The sequence below is a fragment of the Candidatus Neomarinimicrobiota bacterium genome (genome assembly GCA_018651745.1).
GTDB lineage: Bacteria > Fidelibacterota > Marinisomatia > Marinisomatales > TCS55 > JAAZYX01.
In genome coordinates this window covers 1-17,429 of sequence record JABIDL010000020.1, presented here as the reverse complement: position 1 = coordinate 17,429, position 17,429 = coordinate 1, and the positions used below count along the sequence as shown (strand labels likewise).

The following is a 17,429-nucleotide window of genomic DNA, read 5'->3' as shown; positions in this document are numbered from 1 at the left end:
AAATCCATTTTAAAAATTCCCAATGAACGGAATTCATAAATCTTACATGGAAAAAGCTTTTTCACTAGCTGAGAAGGCTCTTAAAAATGGTGAAATCCCTATCGGGGCAATCATTGTTCATAATTCTAAAATCATTGGACGCGGTTATAACCAGACCGAATTATTAAAAGATCCTACAGCCCACGCTGAAATCATTGCTATAACAGCCGCTGCCAATACGCTAGAAGATTGGCGGCTGAACGATTCTATTTTGTATGTTACCAAAGAACCATGTGCAATGTGTGCCGGAGCAATTATCAATTCACGATTAAAACAAGTTGTATTTGGGTGCTATGATGAACAAAAAGGGTGTTGCGGATCTCTCTATCAAATGTGCGGGGATCGTAGGCTAGGGAAACCAATAGCCGTAATTGGTGGTTTGATGGAAAACGAATGTGCTGATATTTTATCAAACTTTTTTATGAAAAAAAGAAATGAATTATGATAGTTACGATTAAAGATAGATTAAAACGGGTTTCCGAAAATCCCACCCTATCTTATGGAATATTATTTATAGTTTGCGTTTTCATGGCAGTGATTTCATTTGATAAATTTCTTCATACTAACGGTGATAATGCGATTTATATAATTTTGGGGGAAGCAATAGCCGATGGTGATGGTTATAAGAATATGCATGCGCCTGCAGAATCATTTCACAGTCAATATCCACCAATTTTCCCTTTACTAATTGCAATCACTCATTGGATTACTCCCGGTACCATTGTGGATTATAAAATACTTGTTACCTTGTTTTATGTTGCGTCTGTCTTGGCGTGTTATTGGGCATTTTCCCCTCAATCAAAATTGATTGGATTTTTATTGGCAATCATTCTTGCTTTAAATTTTGAGATTGTTAGTTTTGGTCATTGGGTTATGTCTGAAATTCCATCTATGTTTTTTGCAATCATGACAGTAGGATTTTTGCAAAGAATAACAAAAAATAATTACAAACCTGTTGTTATAGCAGGATTATTTTGTGCGATTGGTCTTCTGACCCGATCTGCATTAATTTTTTTAGTTCCATCTGGTTTGTTATTTTTAATCATCAATAAACAATGGAAAGAAAGCGTGGTATTTGGAATTTCATCAATTGGCCCATTATTATTTTGGGGAATAATAAAAAAATTCTATGGAGTATCAGCAGGTGGATATGGCGCAAAAATATTTCAAATAAACCCGTATAGACCCGAACTTGGTATGGCTTCGCTTGGTGACTTGGTTCAACGGTTGGTAGATAATTTTTTACTGTATTCAAATAGTATAATTCCTAGTATGACTTTTCCGACGATATTTAATGCTAATGCTCTTGCTGCAATACGAAATGGTCAGGGTGCTATTGTTTTTACTATCCTAGCAATTTTAATCACCATTATTTTGGTTGCAGGAATCATAAACGGAATTCGAAAAAAGAATTCATTAATTGTTTCTATCACAGTTTGCGGATGTGGTATTCTGCTGATATGGCCGTCTGTCTGGACTACCCAAAGATTTGTTATTCCGATGCTTCCATTTTTACTATTAATTGGAACTTATGGATTTTCACTATTGAAAAATTGGGATAAATCATTATGGATCAGGGGAATTGTATTCATTAGTGTAATCGGTTCAAATATTGCAAGAATCGAAACTGGGAGATCATCTTATCCTGTGCAATTCGCGCAATACAAATCAGCATCTCAATGGATTAAGCGGAACTCAGATAAAACTGATATTATCTCTTGCAGGAAAGGAGAATTTACTTACCTTTTTAGCGATAGAAAGTGTGTACGATATAAATATTCTCTTAAACCGGATGAGGTAGTTCAACATTTGGTAGATAATGAAGTAAAATATGTTATTGTGGATCAATTAGGGTTTTCATCTACTCCTCGGTATTTAGTGCCGGCTGTAAAAAAATATCCTGAATTATTTAAGCTTGTGTATGTCACACAAGCACCCGAAAATTATGTCCTTGAATTCAAGTATAAATCATGACTTCCCCCGAATCAAATCTTACATTAACCGTAGTTCTTCCAATTTTTAATGAAGAAAATAGTGTTGTGGCGCTATTGAACAAAGTAGCGCAATCACCTTGCGTTAATGAAATGATTCTTGTGGATGATTATTCTACAGATCATTCTGCATCGGTGGTAAAGAATGCATTGGATGATTTGAAGAATCAATATCCAAATGTGAAACTTGAGTTTTACCAACATGAAAAAAATTATGGCAAAGGAAGAGCTTTGCGGACAGCATTCGAAAAAGCATCTTGTGACATCGTTGTAATTCAGGATGCAGACCTTGAATACGATCCTGAAGAGTATCCAAAACTAATGAAACCGATAATTGACGGAAATGCGGATGTTGTTTACGGCAGCCGGTTCCTTGGCGGTCCGCATAGAGTATTGTATTTTTGGCATTATTTTGGAAATAAAATGTTAACGCTTATGTCAAATATGTTTTCTAACCTAAACTTAACGGATATGGAAACGTGTTATAAAATGTTTAAGAGAGAAATTTTAGAAAAAATCACATTTAAATCAAATAGGTTTGGATTTGAACCCGAATTTACAGCAAAAGTTTCCAAAGCAGGGTATCGCATTTATGAAGTACCGATTTCTTATCACGGACGAACCTATGATGAAGGAAAAAAAATCACCTGGCGAGATGGTGTTTCCGCATTTTTTCACATTATTAGATATAATCTGTTTCCGTAAAAATCTTAGGATTAACCCATTTAAATTGACCAAAGATTTTTGGTAAATAATGATCCTTTAGGAATTTATAGAACCAAAGGGGAGAGGTGGCAGAGCCTGGCTGAATGCGCCGCACTCGAAATGCGGTATGGTCCTAGATCATCGGGGGTTCGAATCCCTCCCTCTCCGCAATATGAAAAATTCAAATTATAACGCGTTAACTCGATCCGATTTTGATCATATAATTAAAATGAATTCAAGATGGCGAGATATGGATGCGATTGGACATTTGAACCATGCAATTTACCTTACCTACATGGAATCCGCCCGGACGGATTTTTATGTTTCTATGGGATTCTCAAGTGTACGGAAAGAACAAGATAAAAGTATTATTTTAGGTGGAATGGATATTGTATATCTTGACCAATGTGAGCACCCGGTTGAGTTAAATATATGCCATAGAGTAAACAGGGTTGGGAATAAGAGTTTTGACTTGTTAGGCGCTGTTTTTTCAAAGACTAAAGACCATCCTCTTTGCGTCGGTTTATTCAGGATGGTTTCATTTAACTATAACAATAATCATTCTATTCCTGTACCTAAAGAAGTCATAGCTCATTTACATCAATTCTAATGATGCTTAACTCCGTTCTTCCTAAAGAACGCGTATCTATTCGATTAATCGATCGACTTGCTTACGCACATGATGCAAGCATGTATCGGCTAGTACCCGAAGCAGTTGTCCGTCCCAGAAATGATAAGGATGTTTCAGCTTTGATGAAACATTGTTACTCCAACAAGATTCCAGTCACATTTCGTGCTGGGGGAACCTCATTATCCGGGCAATCCGTCACAAAAGGAATCCTAGCCGAAACGGTGAGAGATTGGAAATCATTCAAAATACTTGAAAATGGTGACAAAATTCGACTACAGCCCGGAATTATCGGTAGTCATGCCAATCGTTATTTAGCACCATACGGTCGAAAGATTGGCCCGGACCCCGCATCTATGGATGCATGTATGATTGGAGGAATTGTATCCAATAATTCTTCAGGAATGATTTGTGGCACCCAATTCAATGCATATCATACTTTGGATTCAATCCGGTTTATTCTGGCAAATGGAAATCTTTACAATACAGACAATAAGGAAGATCGAGAAAGGTTTCTGTCAGAAGAATCTGATCTCTGCGATGCGATTCACCAATGCAAATTTCAGATTGAATCTTCACCTATTTTGATGAAAAAAATACGTAATAAATATCGCATTAAAAATACGATAGGGTATTCACTTAATGCATTTCTTGATTATGATAATCCATTGGATATTTTTGCTCATTTGCTTGTGGGATCCGAAGGAACATTAGCATTTATTTCTGAAGTTGTTTTGAACACAATTCCTAATCCGTTGGTAAAATCTACAGGACTATTATTATTTGAATCCATCCATGACGCTTGTGAATCTATACCGATGTTAATAGAAAAAAATGCCAGCGCTGTAGAATTGATGGATTACGCATCCCTTTGTACCATTTCGTATAGAGATAATCCTATTTACGATAGAACCATTTTAAATAAGAATTCGACGGGAATGCTCATTGAATTCCATGGGGATGACAAGGAAACTGTCAATGCAATGTGCAATGCCATTCAGCTAGAATTAAAGCAAGAATCAAAAATATTGCAGAATTTTTCATCCGAAACTCAAATTCGAAATCGAATTTGGGAAATCAGAAAAGGTCTTTACCCAACCGTCGGATCATTGCGAAAATCGGGAACGACATTAATTACAGAGGATATTTGTGTCGATTATAGTCGAATGCCGGAAGCGGTTGATTCTCTAGTAGAATTATTTCAAAAATGGACATTTAAAGATGCGGTTATTTTCGGGCATGCGAAAGACGGAAATCTTCATTTCGTCAGTTCTGTTGATTTGAATACATCTACGGGAATCAGCCGATTTGATGGGTTGATGAGAGATATTGCCGAAATGACTTTGACTACATTTGACGGTTCATTAAAAGCAGAACATGGAACCGGACGAAATATGGCACCATTTGTTGAGGCGGAATGGGGCGGCGAATTGTATGATATTATGTGGAAAATCAAATCGGCTTCAGATCCTAATCACATTTTGAATCCAGGTGTTTTATTGAATAGGGATAATTCACTTCATTTAAAGAATATAAAGCCATTACCCAATGTTTCTGAAAAAATTGATCTTTGTGTTGAATGCGGATTTTGCGAATCAGTTTGTCCTTCAAAAAATTTAACCATGACACCACGCCAACGTATCGCGGTCTCGAGGGAAATTGTATCCATGCGATCCAAAAATGACCCAAGAATTATTCAGGTGCTTAAGGAATATCATTACGATGGTGAAAATACCTGTGCTACAGACGGATTGTGTCAGCTTTCCTGTCCGGTCAATATCAATACAGGGTCGTATATCAAGTCTTTGAGAGAATCTAAAGCAAGTGACATTTCTATTGCGCTTGCTAATTGGTGTGTGGACCATTTTGCATTTATCCAGTTTTGCGCAAGAACGGCATTAGCAAAAGGAAAGTTTTTCGGTGATACAATTATGACTGGTATCTCAAAAATCACGCAAAAAATATTTCCCAAATTCCCGGGATGGAATCTTAATTTTCCGGAAAAGGCAAATAAAATCAAACCCGGCTTGTTTGGGCAAGGAAAAAAAATGATTTATTTCCCGTCCTGTATTAGTAGGATTTTTGGTGCAGGTGGAAAACAAAGCATGGCAGATGTATTGGATGAAATTGTCCGGAGTGCGGGGATAGAGTTAATGATTCCTGATGGGATTGATACGTTTTGCTGTGGGCAACCTTTTGTTTCAAAAGGATTTGCACAGGCAGGAAAACGCATGGCAGAGAAAACCATATCCATGTTAAAAGAAGTATCAAACAATGGAAAATACTCAATTTTAATAGATACGTCTCCATGCATGACCCAATTCATGGAAATTTCCAAAGAATCTTCAGAATTCGGTTTGACATTTATGGACATGTCAAGTTTCATGAAAACTGTATTGAAAAAGGAAGTCCTCCCACCATTAGAGAGAAAAATCCTGGTCCATCCAACCTGCTCGGATCAAAAGATGAAAACTGACTCAGATTTAATAGCAATTGCAAAAAAATGTGCAAAAACTGTGGAATATCCGGAAAATTCCTTTTGTTGCGGGTTTGCCGGAGATAGAGGTTTGACACATCCAGAACTCACAGCCAGCGCGACATCAGACATTACAGAAAAGTGGAAAAACACAGAAAAAGAGGTAATAGGATATTCTACCAGCTTGACTTGCGAAATTGGATTGACGACAGCAATACAACATCCATTTTATCCAATCGCTGTGCTCGTAAGAGATTATCTGAACCAAAATAATGAAAATGCGAACTGAATCACTTGAAGTCTGTAAATAATTAAGTAAATTTCAGCTTAGCATTGAATTAAATAGAATTGAGAGAGGTATTATGAAACGGAATCGAAAACTATTATTACTTACATTTTTAGGAATATTTGTCGGTATTGGACAAGCTGAAACGATTGCACGAGTTATGAAGTCCAATGGAGATGTAAAGGTGAAAACGATGGGAAGCTCATCATTCAATAAGGCAGCTAAACCTGGTTTGGCAATCAATAATGGCGATGCGATGCGCGTCGGAGAAAGTGGTTTTGCGGTTGTAATATTTATTGATGATCGTTCAGTAGTGAAAGTTCGTGAAAATACAGAATTCCAATTTATCGAAACATCTAATACTCGAACGCTTCAAATTGATCAGGGAACGATATTAAATAACATTAATAAAGAAGGGCGTACTAAAAATTTCCGAGTAGAAACTCCGGTGTCTGTCGCTAGTGTAAAAGGAACAGAATTTGCAGCAATCGTAAATCCTGCTGGAGTTGATAATTTTATAGGGAAGTCTGGGAATTTTGATGTAACAAATCAGATTACAGGACAAACTGTTAATGTAGGTGCCGGGCAAAAGGCGATCTCAAATTCCATGGGAAATTTAATGCAAGCACCTGCCGCACCCGGAGATTATCCGGAAGACCCGGAAACCGGTTTTCAGGAAGAGCCAGAGGAAGAAGCTGAAGAAGAGGAATCTGAAGAAGATTCTGAAACGCAGGAAGAAATTGAGGAATCTGAAGAAGTAGATGAAAAGGAAGAGATTGAGGAAACGGAAGAACCGGAAGATTCTGAAGAGCAGTCAGCTGAAAAAGGTGAAGATGCAGGCGAACCTGATGCAGATACAAAAGACGTACCGGACAAACCATTTGATCTGGGTCTAGGTGTTGGATCGGTTACGATTGATGGTGTTCTTTACAATCAGCTAGCGCTTCGTCCGGAATTCAAAATTGGGAAACTCGGCATTGGCCTTGATCTTGCTTTGTACATTGATAATGCAGGCGAAATTCGAAAAGATGAATGGGATGAAGCCAGTGATTATATTGACAAATTCCTCTTCATTCGTTGGGGAGAAAAGGAAGATCCATTTTGGGTTAAATGGGGTTCTATGGATAATGTAACGCTCGGATATGGTGGTTTGCTTTCCGGATATTCAAATATGATGGAATTCCCGTCTATCCGTCGTATTGGCATTAATACAGGTGTCAATTTTGGAAAAATGGGTGCTGAAGTATTTCTTTCAAATATCAAGGATTTTTCTCGAGGTGGCACCTTAATGGGTTTACGTGGATCTTATACGGTCTCTAAAAAATTCCCGCTACGAATCGGTGCTAATTTTGTAATGGATATGAACCAATTTTCCGGTATGTCCGATAAAGATGATGATTCATATCCGGATATTTTTGATGATTTTCCGGATGACGTTTCTCTCTGGAACGACACTGACGGAGATGGTTTTCCGGATCCGCATCCGGGACTAGACAGCTCGCTGGTTGATATTGATGCGAATGGAAACAATGTTGTGGATGCCAATGAAACGAATCTTGGTCTTAAAGGCACCCCTTTTAGTATTGAAGATAATAAAGCTTCAGTAACGGGTTATGCGGTTGATATTGGATATCCTGTTCTTAAAGGAAAAGTATTTAAACTGGACATATATGCTGAGTTCAATTTCTTGAATTTTCCTGAAGCGGGAACGCAGGATTCGTCAGGCGCTTCTACATTTTACCGCCCAGCGAGATCCGGATCCGGTTTTTCCGTTCCCGGCATTAGAGCCAGCGTATTCAGTTTTCTGAATTTCAGTTTTGAATTCCGAATGAAAAGCGGGTATTACGTACCTCAGTTTTTTGATCAATCATACGACATTACCCGTGTAACTCAAACATTTGTTGACGAGCAGGCATCGATCTATACAAAAGATATGCTATTGTTTGCAGATTCAACTATGAACGAAGATTTAACAGGGTTCTACGGGTCGATGGGTGCGGATGTATTCGGCTTTGCTAGTATTACCGGCGCATATGCGAATATGACCTCAGAAACTGACACAGTGAAGAGTTTTACAGCTTCCATCAATATCAACGCAGAAAAAATTCCAAAGCTCAGCGAAGCAATGGTGTATTATCAGCGCAACAACGATTCAAATCCGTTTGATTTTGCGAATCCATCCGTTAATACAGTGCTGGGATACAGGCTAGGATACGAAGTGAGTTCGGGTGTGAGTCTTATTTGGGATTTTAAACAGTTTTACCGTGATGATGGTACAGGTAGTCTCGAACCTGTGAAAATGACAACGATTGAAACAGCTTTTACATTCTGACATGGCGACTGAAGCAAATAATGAAACGACGATTTATCGCTATGATTCCGGTGGGAAGGGTTTTAAAAAAGCCGCGATATTTCTCGTTGGAATGTCAGCCATGCTTGTAATTTTCGGAATTTTTTGGATAACCTCATTTTAGGACTTTCTATGAACATATCAATCGAATATTGCACCGTTTGAAATTACCTCCCAAGGGCGGCCGGTCTGGCCACCGAATTACTCGAAAATTACGGGACGAAAATTACTTCGCTAAAGATGATACCTTCCGGCAGAGGCGTATTTGAAGTCATACTAAATCAAAACCTAATCTTTTCAAAAAAATCTTTAGACCGTTTTCCTGATGACAATGAAATCATTGCTCTTTTTGATTCGGAATAGTTTATTGATGGCCATTCTGTTTGGATGGTCCAATGGATCTGAACCTGAAGTAATAGCCTTAAGCAAAAAAGTAGGATTCCTCATTGATGCAGAAGAAAATATTCACTACGGAATTATTCAGGGAGTCAAAGGATTAGAAAGTGTGCAATTTTACGAAATCAAAAAAAATAAGTACATGGCGAGAATTGTTTTCGTGGAATTCAGTAATTTGCAATCTTCAAAACGATATTATTCCTTACAAGAATTCACAACCATGCAAACGCACGTGAATTTACAAAAAATGATTACAGAAAACGATCGACTCGGGATTCGGGAAAACCTCACATTTCTGCGAACAAAAGAAACGGTTCAAAATATTCCCAGTGGACAATTTGTCACGTTAATGCATAGAAACGGCAGCAAAATTCAGGGGACACTTACATCCTTTGAAAACAATCAATTGGAAATTCAAACGCCCATTTCCATTGAAATAATTCCAATGTGGAATATGAAGCAAATCACCTATCGAGAAGAGATTAAAGATCGGAATTCATGGAAACCAATTGTGTATTCTTTAAGTGCTTTAGCCGGCATTTTACTTTCTGAGGGGTGGAATGTCCAAACGCGTCCGGATATAGATTTTGCATGGTATAATCGCTTTTTAGGTGCTACTTTTGGGTTGTTGGCTGGATCGGAATCATTTCAAATATTTTCCGTTTTAACATCGCCAAAAACTGTATTTAAACTAACACCTGATGACATGGACAAATTAAAAAACTAAAGGAGTCTAAAATGGCTGAAAAACCTACTGAAAAACTAGATCCCCAAAAAGAATATATAAGTGAGCAATTACATAAAATTTCCGATGGAATTGGTGAAGGATATGGGGAACCACTTTTGGAAGAACTGATGAATCGTTTAGAAAAAACGGTGGCGGATTTCCATGAGGAAGTATCTGATATGCTGGTTGACTTGAAAAAGCGATCTATGGAACGACAAGAAAAACTGAAGAACCGCTGGGCGAATAAAGCCAATGAGTCGGACACGCCTGAAAAGGATTCGACCGAAAGTTTAGATGAGCCTCAGGAAGATGCAAGTGATTGGGAAAAAAGAATTGAGGAGAAAGAATCCAAGTCAAGTGGGATAAATAAAAAAGGGGAAACTGATGAAAAGAAAGAGAAAAAACCCAAGAAAAAAGGATTCTTTAAACGGAAGAAGAAAAAGTAATAGTTTTTCTATATTTTATTTAATTGAATTATGAAACTTGGCAAACTATTGCCTCGAGTTCAGAATATCCGTTAAATTGTGTGTTATATTTTGGGCCAGCACGCCGATGGTTTGCTACGGCGGATAAATAGCCTTAGCGTAATGTGATTATTTTTTGGGGCCGTAGCTCAGTTGGGAGAGCGCTGCGTTCGCAATGCAGAGGTCAGGAGTTCGATCCTCCTCGGTTCCACAAAAGCAATGCAGAGGTCGTCCCGATTTTACATCGAGATTGATTCCACCAATCTTCGCAATCTTCGATTGGTGAGCGAGAAGTTTTTTGAAAATTTGGTCGTGCTAGATGGGGAGACAGCGGTGCCCTGTAACCTGCAATCCGCTATAGCAGGATCGAATGCCATGGCGAGGCTTATGCTGGATTTGATTCTTGAATTAAGTGACGTTGAAGCTTCATCCTATTGGAGTTACTTTTAACTGAATCCCGTCAGGCCCGGAAGGGAGCAGCGGTACGTTTTTAAGCAATAAGCCGATGGGTGCTGGAGTGGAGTTTACTGGTTTACAGCTTTAAATTTCAGGTAAGTCAAACTATGGCGCACGACCATAATTTTTTATAAATTACAAGAATGATTCTAAACAGATTATGAGCTACCAAGTCCTTTCATTAAAATGGCGACCACAATCCTTTGAGGATTTGGTTGGACAAGATCATGTTTCAACAACGCTTATAAATGCGTTTAAAAAAGACAGGATTGCGCAAGGATATATTTTCACCGGTCCTCGCGGGGTCGGAAAAACAACATCCGCACGGATTCTAGCGAAAAGCCTAAACTGTCCCAAATCAAAAGAGGGAGTTTCCTGTAATTCTTGTACCGTTTGTACTGAAATTACCGATGGAAGAAATATGGATGTCCTGGAAATTGATGGCGCATCTAATCGAGGTATTGATGAAATACGAAACCTTCGAGAGGTCATTAAGTACGCACCTGTAAATGCTCCCTATAAAATATTCATTATTGATGAAGTACACATGCTTACAACTCAGGCGTTTAACGCTTTGCTAAGAACATTAGAAGAACCACCGCCTCACGGGAAATTCATGCTATGTACTACCGATATACAGAAAGTGCCCTCAACTATTATTTCACGGTGTCAAAGGTTCGATTTTCATCGAATTTCTGTTCCGGTGATTCAAGACAGACTATCGCATATTTTAAAAGATGAAAAAGTAATAGTTGAAGCAGATGCTTTAAAAGAAATTGCTCGCAAAGCTGATGGAAGTATGCGGGATGCTTTAAGTATTCTCGATCAAGTTATTGCTTATGGGGGCGATGTGATTTCTATGGAAGAAGTCAGTAAAGTGCTTGGTCTCATTCCGCATGAATTATATTTCCAATACACACAATATCTACGTGAAAAGAATAGTGAAGATTTGATAGCTTTGTTACGGGAAATTCGGTCATTCGGAACACCGCTTGAGGACATAGTTTTTGGATTGACACATCATATTCGGAATTTATTATTTGCATCTGTTAACAAGGGATTGGATGCTCTTGAATTGAATGAAGATATTCGGGAATCCTATTTAAAAGAAATTACATTTTGGGATAACCGGGATTTATTAAGGATCGGAAATGTTATCAGCGATTTTTCTAAAGAAATAAAACGATCAGAACAACCCCAGCTGTTAATGGAAATGATGTCATTAAAACTATTGGAAATGGATCAAACGCAATCCATCGAAAATTTAATTAACAACGGACCTGTGTCCGGGGGATTACCAAAAAAATATCCAGCAAGAGAAGACAATTCAAATCCACAAAGTAATCCTGAAGTCAAACCAAAAGGTGCGGCGGTTTTGAGTCAGCCTTCCGTCTCTGAAAAGAAGGTTGAACCAAAGGAAGTACCAATCATTGAAAGAACAGCACCAGAATCGGAACCGAATGGTCTTTCGAATGGAATAAATTTAGGTGCTATACATAATCACTGGAGTCAATTTTTAACTACTTTATCATCCAAGCGTCCATCTTTGGGATCTATTTTGGAACATTCAATTCCACAAGATGTCCAAGGAAGTAAGTTAACAATCAGCATCCCGGACACATCCAAATTTTCTGTGAATTCCCTAAAAAAGAATAGAGAAGATATAGAGACAATTATTGAATCTGTTGTCGGGAAAGTGTTGAGATTAAATTACACTATTGATAAGGATATTAAACCCAAAATAGATCCAGACCAATTAAATGATGAAGCAAAATCGGTTAATGGGGAAGATCCTATTTTGGAAAAAATGATTGAACGATTTGATGGAGAAATAATGAGGTAGCTTATGTTTAATAAAGGACAGTTAAATAAAATGAAAGCACAGGCGGTGAAAATGCAAGCAGAACTTGAATCTGCTCATGCCGAACTTGCTGATCTGACAGTCGAAGCTGATGCAGGATCAGGTTTGGTTACTGCTATTGTTAATGGAAAACATGAATTACTCGAATTAAAATTGAAACCGGAATTATTGAGCGAAGAGGTGGATATGGCGGAGGATCTCATACTTTCTGCTGTAAATAAAGCCATGCGGAAAGCAGATGACGAAAGTAAGCAGCGTCTGAATTCGATAGCGGGACCCATGATGGGTGGAAGTAAAATTCCGGGAATGTAATATGGCTGTACCGGACACTATTGATCGATTAATTGAGCAATTTGCAAAATTCCCCGGAATTGGGAAAAAAACTGCAGAACGCATGTCATTTTATTTACTAAATGCTCCGAAAGAACAATCGATTCATTTAGCTGAAGCCGTTTTAGATATGAAACAATCCATCTTGGCCTGTTCTATTTGCGGTTCCATAACGCAAGAAGATCCGTGCACATTATGCTCTGATCCAAAGAGAGACGATCATTTGATTTGTGTAGTAGAAGATGCCGACGATATTTATCGGCTTGAAAAATCCAGCATCACGATGGGACGATACCACGTCTTAGGTGGATTATTGTCACCTTTGGATGGCATTGGTCCAGATGATTTAAATATAGACTCTTTATTGATCCGTGTGAAAGAGGGGATGGAAATTGTGCTCGCCACAAATCCGAGCATCGAAGGGGAAGCAACCAATTTGTATCTTGCGAAACTCCTAAAACAAAAAGGGGTAACTGTATCACGGCTCGCACGTGGATTATCTGTTGGTTCAGATTTAGAATACACGGATGATGCAACTATTTTAAGTGCAATGGAAGGCAGAACATCTTTATGAAGAAACAAATCCCAAATATGTTAACATTTTTACGCATTCTTTTGACTCCGATATTTATTGTACTCTTATTTCATGATCATCCTTATTCTAATTTTTGGGCTTTGGTAGTGTTTAGCATTGCGTCTATCACCGATGCGTACGACGGTTATGTTGCCAGAAAATATGATCTTGAAAGTGATTATGGACGTTTTCTTGATCCACTTGCCGATAAAATTTTAGTTTCATCTGCTTTTATTTCTTTTGCCGTCATGAAAATTGTCCCATTTTGGATGGTCGGACTTATTATTTCCAGAGATTTGTTTATTACGGGCTTACGAATGTTAATGAATCAAAAAGGATTCATTATTCAAACCAGCAAAATAGCCAAAATCAAAACTGGAGTACAGATTGGGTTCATCATTTTTGTATTGGTCTATGTTGGTGCGAAAGCATTCACCTTTTTTCCAATTACAGATTTGAGAGCGATCATTAAGGAATACAGAGTGATTTATTATTTAACGATTAGCGTCACGCTGTTCACCGTTGTAACAGGAATGAATTATTTTTACACAAACCGCTCAATCATAAAGCGGGCCTTTGATTAAAGTACATGTCTTATGAAATGGGGTTTTCCTGAATGGATTGCTTCTGTAGTAGGCATTGGTAAACTTCCGTTCGCCCCTGGAACTTGGGGAAGTTTGTTTGCTATTTTATCGTGGTTTTATTTTGGGCATTTATTACATATCTTCACTTTCATTGGTTTAATATTATCCATATCTCTTATTGGTAAAAGAGTCTCTGATTCGGTTGTGAAAAGGCAAAGCCAAGAAGATCCTTCTTTTGTAGTTATTGATGAATTAGCTGGACAATGGGTGGCTGTAATCGGACTTCCTATTATTCCTGAATATGCTTTAGGTGCTTTTGTATTATTTCGTGTATTTGATATTATCAAGCCCGGTCCCATCAAAGATCTTGAAAAATTAAAGGGCGGGCTTGGCGTCATGGCCGATGATTTAGCCGCTGGTTTGTTTGTCCTAATCATTTTACACTCTATAAGATATTTCACACTGTGAAAATCGGTTTAATCACGATCGGGAATGAGCTACTTTCCGGATTTACAACCAATACAAATGCTTCATGGATTGGAAAACGAATGAGTGAGATTGGTGCTGAAATCGTTTGGCACCACACAGTACAAGATTCCCATGAAGCAATCGTAAATAGTTTTAATTCTATTCCAACATATCTGAATGCCTTAATTATTACAGGTGGTCTTGGACCAACGCATGATGATATTACAGCCAACTCGCTTTTCGATTGGGCCGATGTAGAAACAGAATTCGATGATGATTATTGGCAAGATTTAAAAAGAAGGTTTAAAAGCAGGCACATTTCAATTCCTGACCTGAACAAAAACCAAGCATTGAAGCCAATAAATGGTGAACTGATTCCCAATCCGTTAGGATCGGCACGCGGAATTCAATTACAAAAAAATGGAATGGATATTGTTGCCTTGCCCGGCGTTCCTGTCGAAATGAAAGCTATGATGGTAGAATCGGTCATTCCTTTTCTTAAAATAAATATTCAAAATCCAATCCATATTCTCACATTAAGAACAACGGGAATAATGGAATCTGCATTAGCGGAAAAGCTTGAACCTATTTTGAAAAATATCAATGCAAAACTTGCATTTTTACCAAAATTAACCGGAGTAGATTTACGAATTAGTTCCAAAGATAAAAAGTCCTTAACCACATTAAAAGAATCCATTTATCAACGTGTAGGAAAATATATATTCGGAGAAAATGGCATATCTTTAGAGGAAATTGTCGGGAAATTAATCTTAGACAAGCAATTGACAATTTCTATTGCTGAATCTTGCACCGGAGGACTCATTTCTGATCGACTTACGAATGTTCCCGGAAGTTCCGGCTATCTGCTTGGAAGTGTGATAGCGTACCAAAATGAAGTCAAAATTTCGAAACTTGGAGTAAAGAAAGAAACGATAGAAAAGTTTGGCGCCGTCAGCGAACAAACTGCAAATGAAATGGCAAAAGGAATCCGATCTTCGCTCAAATCAAACCTTGGTTTATCTTCTACAGGCATTGCCGGTCCGGGTGGTGGATCTGAAGAAAAACCGGTTGGATTAGTGTATATTGCTTTAGCGAATGATGAGGAAGTCTTAACGAAAAAATTAAATCTTACAAAGAATCGTCTCGCTAATAAAAAACTTACATCCCAAGCTGCTATAAATTTGCTCAGACTTTATTTATTACGTGAATAATCAGCTTTTACGAACATTTATTGCCTTACCGGTGCCGGAAGCTGTTTCGAATCTTCAGTCAATGTTTAAGCCAACAATCGCAGATTATACAGGAAAAATCAATTGGATGCATCCATCTAATATTCATTTCACATTGCAATTTCTCGGTCCTACACCGGAATCAATGATCCCGGATATTAAAACTGCGCTTGATGCGGTGGCAAAATCTCATCAAACATTTGAATTGGATATTGCAGGATCGGGATGCTTTCCTACATCCAAACGACCTCGAGTTCTCTGGGTGGGTACCAAAGGAAACACTGCTCCTCTAATAGAATTGGGACATTCTGTTCGAGAATCAATGAGCCAACTTGGATTTCCACCGGATGAAAAGAAATTTTATCCACACATTACTTTGGGTCGAATTACGTATCCGAGAACAAAAACACCCAATATCAAACAATATTTATCCAAAAGATTCGATCCCATTCCGTGGAAACCAAAATATTTTTCTTTAATGCGAAGTGAACTCTTTCCAAATGGTTCTGAGTATACTATTTTAGGCACCCACATTATTAATAATTAGGAGCGATTAAATGGCAACGACTACAAAAAAGACAAAATCCCTCGAACTTGCAATCGCACAGATTGATAAACAGTACGGTCAGGGATCTATAATGAAACTTGGGACAGATCAGCCCAAGATAATGGACAATGTTATTTCTACCGGAGCGCTCAGTTTAGATGCGGCCCTAGGAGTTGGTGGTGTGCCGCGGGGAAGGATAATAGAAATTTATGGTCCGGAATCTTCCGGTAAAACAACCCTTGCACTTCATATTCTTGCAGAAGCTCAAAAAGAGGGAGGCAACGCGGCATTCATTGATGCGGAACATGCCCTCGATCCTGCGTATTCTGCACAACTTGGCGTTAATGTAAAAGATCTACTCATTTCTCAGCCTGACAACGGGGAACAGGCATTGGAAATTACAGAAACACTTGTACGAAGCGGTGCTTTGGATATCATTGTAATTGATTCAGTTGCAGCATTAGTTCCACGAGCAGAGATTGAAGGCGAAATGGGTGATTCTCATGTTGGTTTGCAGGCAAGATTAATGTCTCAGGCGCTACGGAAGTTGACTGGGACAGTAAAGCGTTCAAATACTTGTGTCATTTTCATCAATCAAATTCGAGAAAAAATTGGTGTAATGTACGGAAGCCCGGAAACAACTCCCGGAGGACGCGCTTTGAAATTTTACACCTCAATTAGAATGGATATCCGACGTATTGCAACCATCAAAGAAGGACAAGATCCTGTTGGCAATCGGGTAAGAGTAAAGGTTGTCAAAAACAAGGTTGCGCCTCCGTTTAAGAATACAGAACTAGACATCATGTATGGTCAAGGTATTTCATATTTAGGCGATATTCTTGATCTTGCAGTTGCCGGTGATATTGTTCAGAAAATGGGTGCGTGGTTTTCTTTTGATGGATCTAAGATTGGTCAAGGGCGAGAAAATTCGAAAGAATTTCTGAAAGATAATGAGGATATCCGCGAAAAAATCGTAAAGGCTGTTAGGAATTTTCTTGGTATGCCGGAAAAGAAGCGTGCCAAAAAGAAATCTTAAAATCACTAAGGTCCAGGTGAAAAATAACCACCGGATTATTGAATTGGAAAATGGAAACGTCTTCAGAATATCTGAAGACGTTTTTCTTTTTAACCCAATTGCAGAAGGGGATGAAATTTCCGAATCCGAATTAAATAATATAGGGTCATGACTAGAATGCATAAGACAAAAGGCTGTAAATTCTTGTATGACAATGAGAAACAAGTATGTTAAGCGTTCCCATATTTCTGAGAAGAAATTTAGACAGTTGGTTAAGCTGTTTTCTTTGGATCTGAACGCAGT

At 38.2% G+C, this 17,429-nt stretch carries 19 protein-coding genes, 2 tRNA genes and 1 other RNA gene; all 22 read left to right on the top strand.

The features are described from left to right. Positions 1-46: 46 nt before the first annotated feature. Positions 47-484 (top strand): nucleoside deaminase, encoded by a 438-nt coding sequence (locus HOD97_03205; GenBank protein ID MBT4280618.1) that lies wholly within the window; start codon positions 47-49, stop codon positions 482-484. Continuing rightward, positions 481-2,013 (top strand): hypothetical protein, encoded by a 1,533-nt coding sequence (locus HOD97_03200; GenBank protein MBT4280617.1) that lies wholly within the window; start codon positions 481-483, stop codon positions 2,011-2,013. Before HOD97_03205 ends, HOD97_03200 begins: the two co-directional genes overlap by 4 nt. Continuing rightward, the gene (locus tag HOD97_03195; GenBank protein ID MBT4280616.1) at positions 2,010-2,735 is read left to right on the top strand and encodes a glycosyltransferase family 2 protein; all 726 of its coding nucleotides are present in this window, start codon (positions 2,010-2,012) and stop codon (positions 2,733-2,735) included. The genes HOD97_03200 and HOD97_03195 overlap by 4 nt, the downstream gene beginning before the upstream one ends. 80 nt (positions 2,736-2,815) lie before the next feature. Continuing rightward, positions 2,816-2,903: transfer RNA gene (locus tag HOD97_03190), tRNA-Ser, on the top strand. 4 nt (positions 2,904-2,907) lie between these two features. Beyond that, positions 2,908-3,345 (top strand): acyl-CoA thioesterase, encoded by a 438-nt coding sequence (locus tag HOD97_03185; GenBank protein ID MBT4280615.1) that lies wholly within the window; start codon positions 2,908-2,910, stop codon positions 3,343-3,345. After that, positions 3,345-6,128, top strand: coding sequence for an FAD-binding oxidoreductase (locus HOD97_03180; GenBank protein MBT4280614.1), 2,784 nt, complete (start codon positions 3,345-3,347; stop codon positions 6,126-6,128). The genes HOD97_03185 and HOD97_03180 overlap by 1 nt, the downstream gene beginning before the upstream one ends. A gap of 73 nt (positions 6,129-6,201) precedes the next feature. Further along, positions 6,202-8,457, top strand: coding sequence for a FecR domain-containing protein (locus HOD97_03175; protein ID MBT4280613.1), 2,256 nt, complete (start codon positions 6,202-6,204; stop codon positions 8,455-8,457). Further along, entirely contained in the window at positions 8,435-8,599 is a 165-nt protein-coding gene (locus HOD97_03170; protein ID MBT4280612.1) for a hypothetical protein, read from the top strand. Before HOD97_03175 ends, HOD97_03170 begins: the two co-directional genes overlap by 23 nt. An 8-nt stretch (positions 8,600-8,607) precedes the next feature. Beyond that, positions 8,608-8,838, top strand: a complete 231-nt coding sequence (locus HOD97_03165) for a SelT/SelW/SelH family protein (protein MBT4280611.1) — start codon at positions 8,608-8,610, stop codon at positions 8,836-8,838. Further along, on the top strand, positions 8,807-9,598 hold the full coding sequence (locus HOD97_03160; GenBank protein MBT4280610.1) for a hypothetical protein: 792 nt from the start codon (positions 8,807-8,809) through the stop codon (positions 9,596-9,598). Before HOD97_03165 ends, HOD97_03160 begins: the two co-directional genes overlap by 32 nt. Positions 9,599-9,609: 11 nt before the next feature. Continuing rightward, on the top strand, positions 9,610-10,044 hold the full coding sequence (locus HOD97_03155) for a hypothetical protein (protein MBT4280609.1): 435 nt from the start codon (positions 9,610-9,612) through the stop codon (positions 10,042-10,044). A gap of 156 nt (positions 10,045-10,200) precedes the next feature. Beyond that, a tRNA-Ala gene (locus HOD97_03150) sits at positions 10,201-10,273 on the top strand. 99 nt (positions 10,274-10,372) lie between these two features. Next, positions 10,373-10,636, top strand: an RNA gene (gene ffs, locus HOD97_03145) — signal recognition particle sRNA large type. Between the two features lie 42 nt (positions 10,637-10,678). Then, a complete protein-coding gene (gene dnaX, locus HOD97_03140; GenBank protein ID MBT4280608.1) occupies positions 10,679-12,361 on the top strand; it encodes a DNA polymerase III subunit gamma/tau in 1,683 nt (560 codons plus the stop codon). 3 nt (positions 12,362-12,364) lie between these two features. Continuing rightward, positions 12,365-12,691 carry a YbaB/EbfC family nucleoid-associated protein gene (locus tag HOD97_03135; protein ID MBT4280607.1) on the top strand — a complete coding sequence of 109 codons (327 nt, stop codon included), beginning with the start codon at positions 12,365-12,367 and terminating at the stop codon, positions 12,689-12,691. Position 12,692: 1 nt separating this feature from the next. Beyond that, entirely contained in the window at positions 12,693-13,283 is a 591-nt protein-coding gene (recR, locus tag HOD97_03130) for a recombination protein RecR (GenBank protein ID MBT4280606.1), read from the top strand. After that, entirely contained in the window at positions 13,280-13,867 is a 588-nt protein-coding gene (gene pgsA / locus HOD97_03125) for a CDP-diacylglycerol--glycerol-3-phosphate 3-phosphatidyltransferase (protein ID MBT4280605.1), read from the top strand. The genes recR and pgsA overlap by 4 nt, the downstream gene beginning before the upstream one ends. 12 nt (positions 13,868-13,879) lie before the next feature. After that, entirely contained in the window at positions 13,880-14,335 is a 456-nt protein-coding gene (locus HOD97_03120; GenBank protein ID MBT4280604.1) for a phosphatidylglycerophosphatase A, read from the top strand. Next, positions 14,332-15,546 carry a competence/damage-inducible protein A gene (locus HOD97_03115; GenBank protein MBT4280603.1) on the top strand — a complete coding sequence of 405 codons (1,215 nt, stop codon included), beginning with the start codon at positions 14,332-14,334 and terminating at the stop codon, positions 15,544-15,546. Before HOD97_03120 ends, HOD97_03115 begins: the two co-directional genes overlap by 4 nt. After that, positions 15,539-16,111, top strand: coding sequence for an RNA 2',3'-cyclic phosphodiesterase (thpR, locus tag HOD97_03110; protein MBT4280602.1), 573 nt, complete (start codon positions 15,539-15,541; stop codon positions 16,109-16,111). The genes HOD97_03115 and thpR overlap by 8 nt, the downstream gene beginning before the upstream one ends. Positions 16,112-16,121: 10 nt before the next feature. Then, positions 16,122-17,147 (top strand): recombinase RecA, encoded by a 1,026-nt coding sequence (gene recA, locus HOD97_03105; GenBank protein MBT4280601.1) that lies wholly within the window; start codon positions 16,122-16,124, stop codon positions 17,145-17,147. A gap of 187 nt (positions 17,148-17,334) precedes the next feature. Next, on the top strand, positions 17,335-17,429 hold a 95-nt coding region (locus tag HOD97_03100), incomplete at its 3' end, for an IS1595 family transposase (protein ID MBT4280600.1).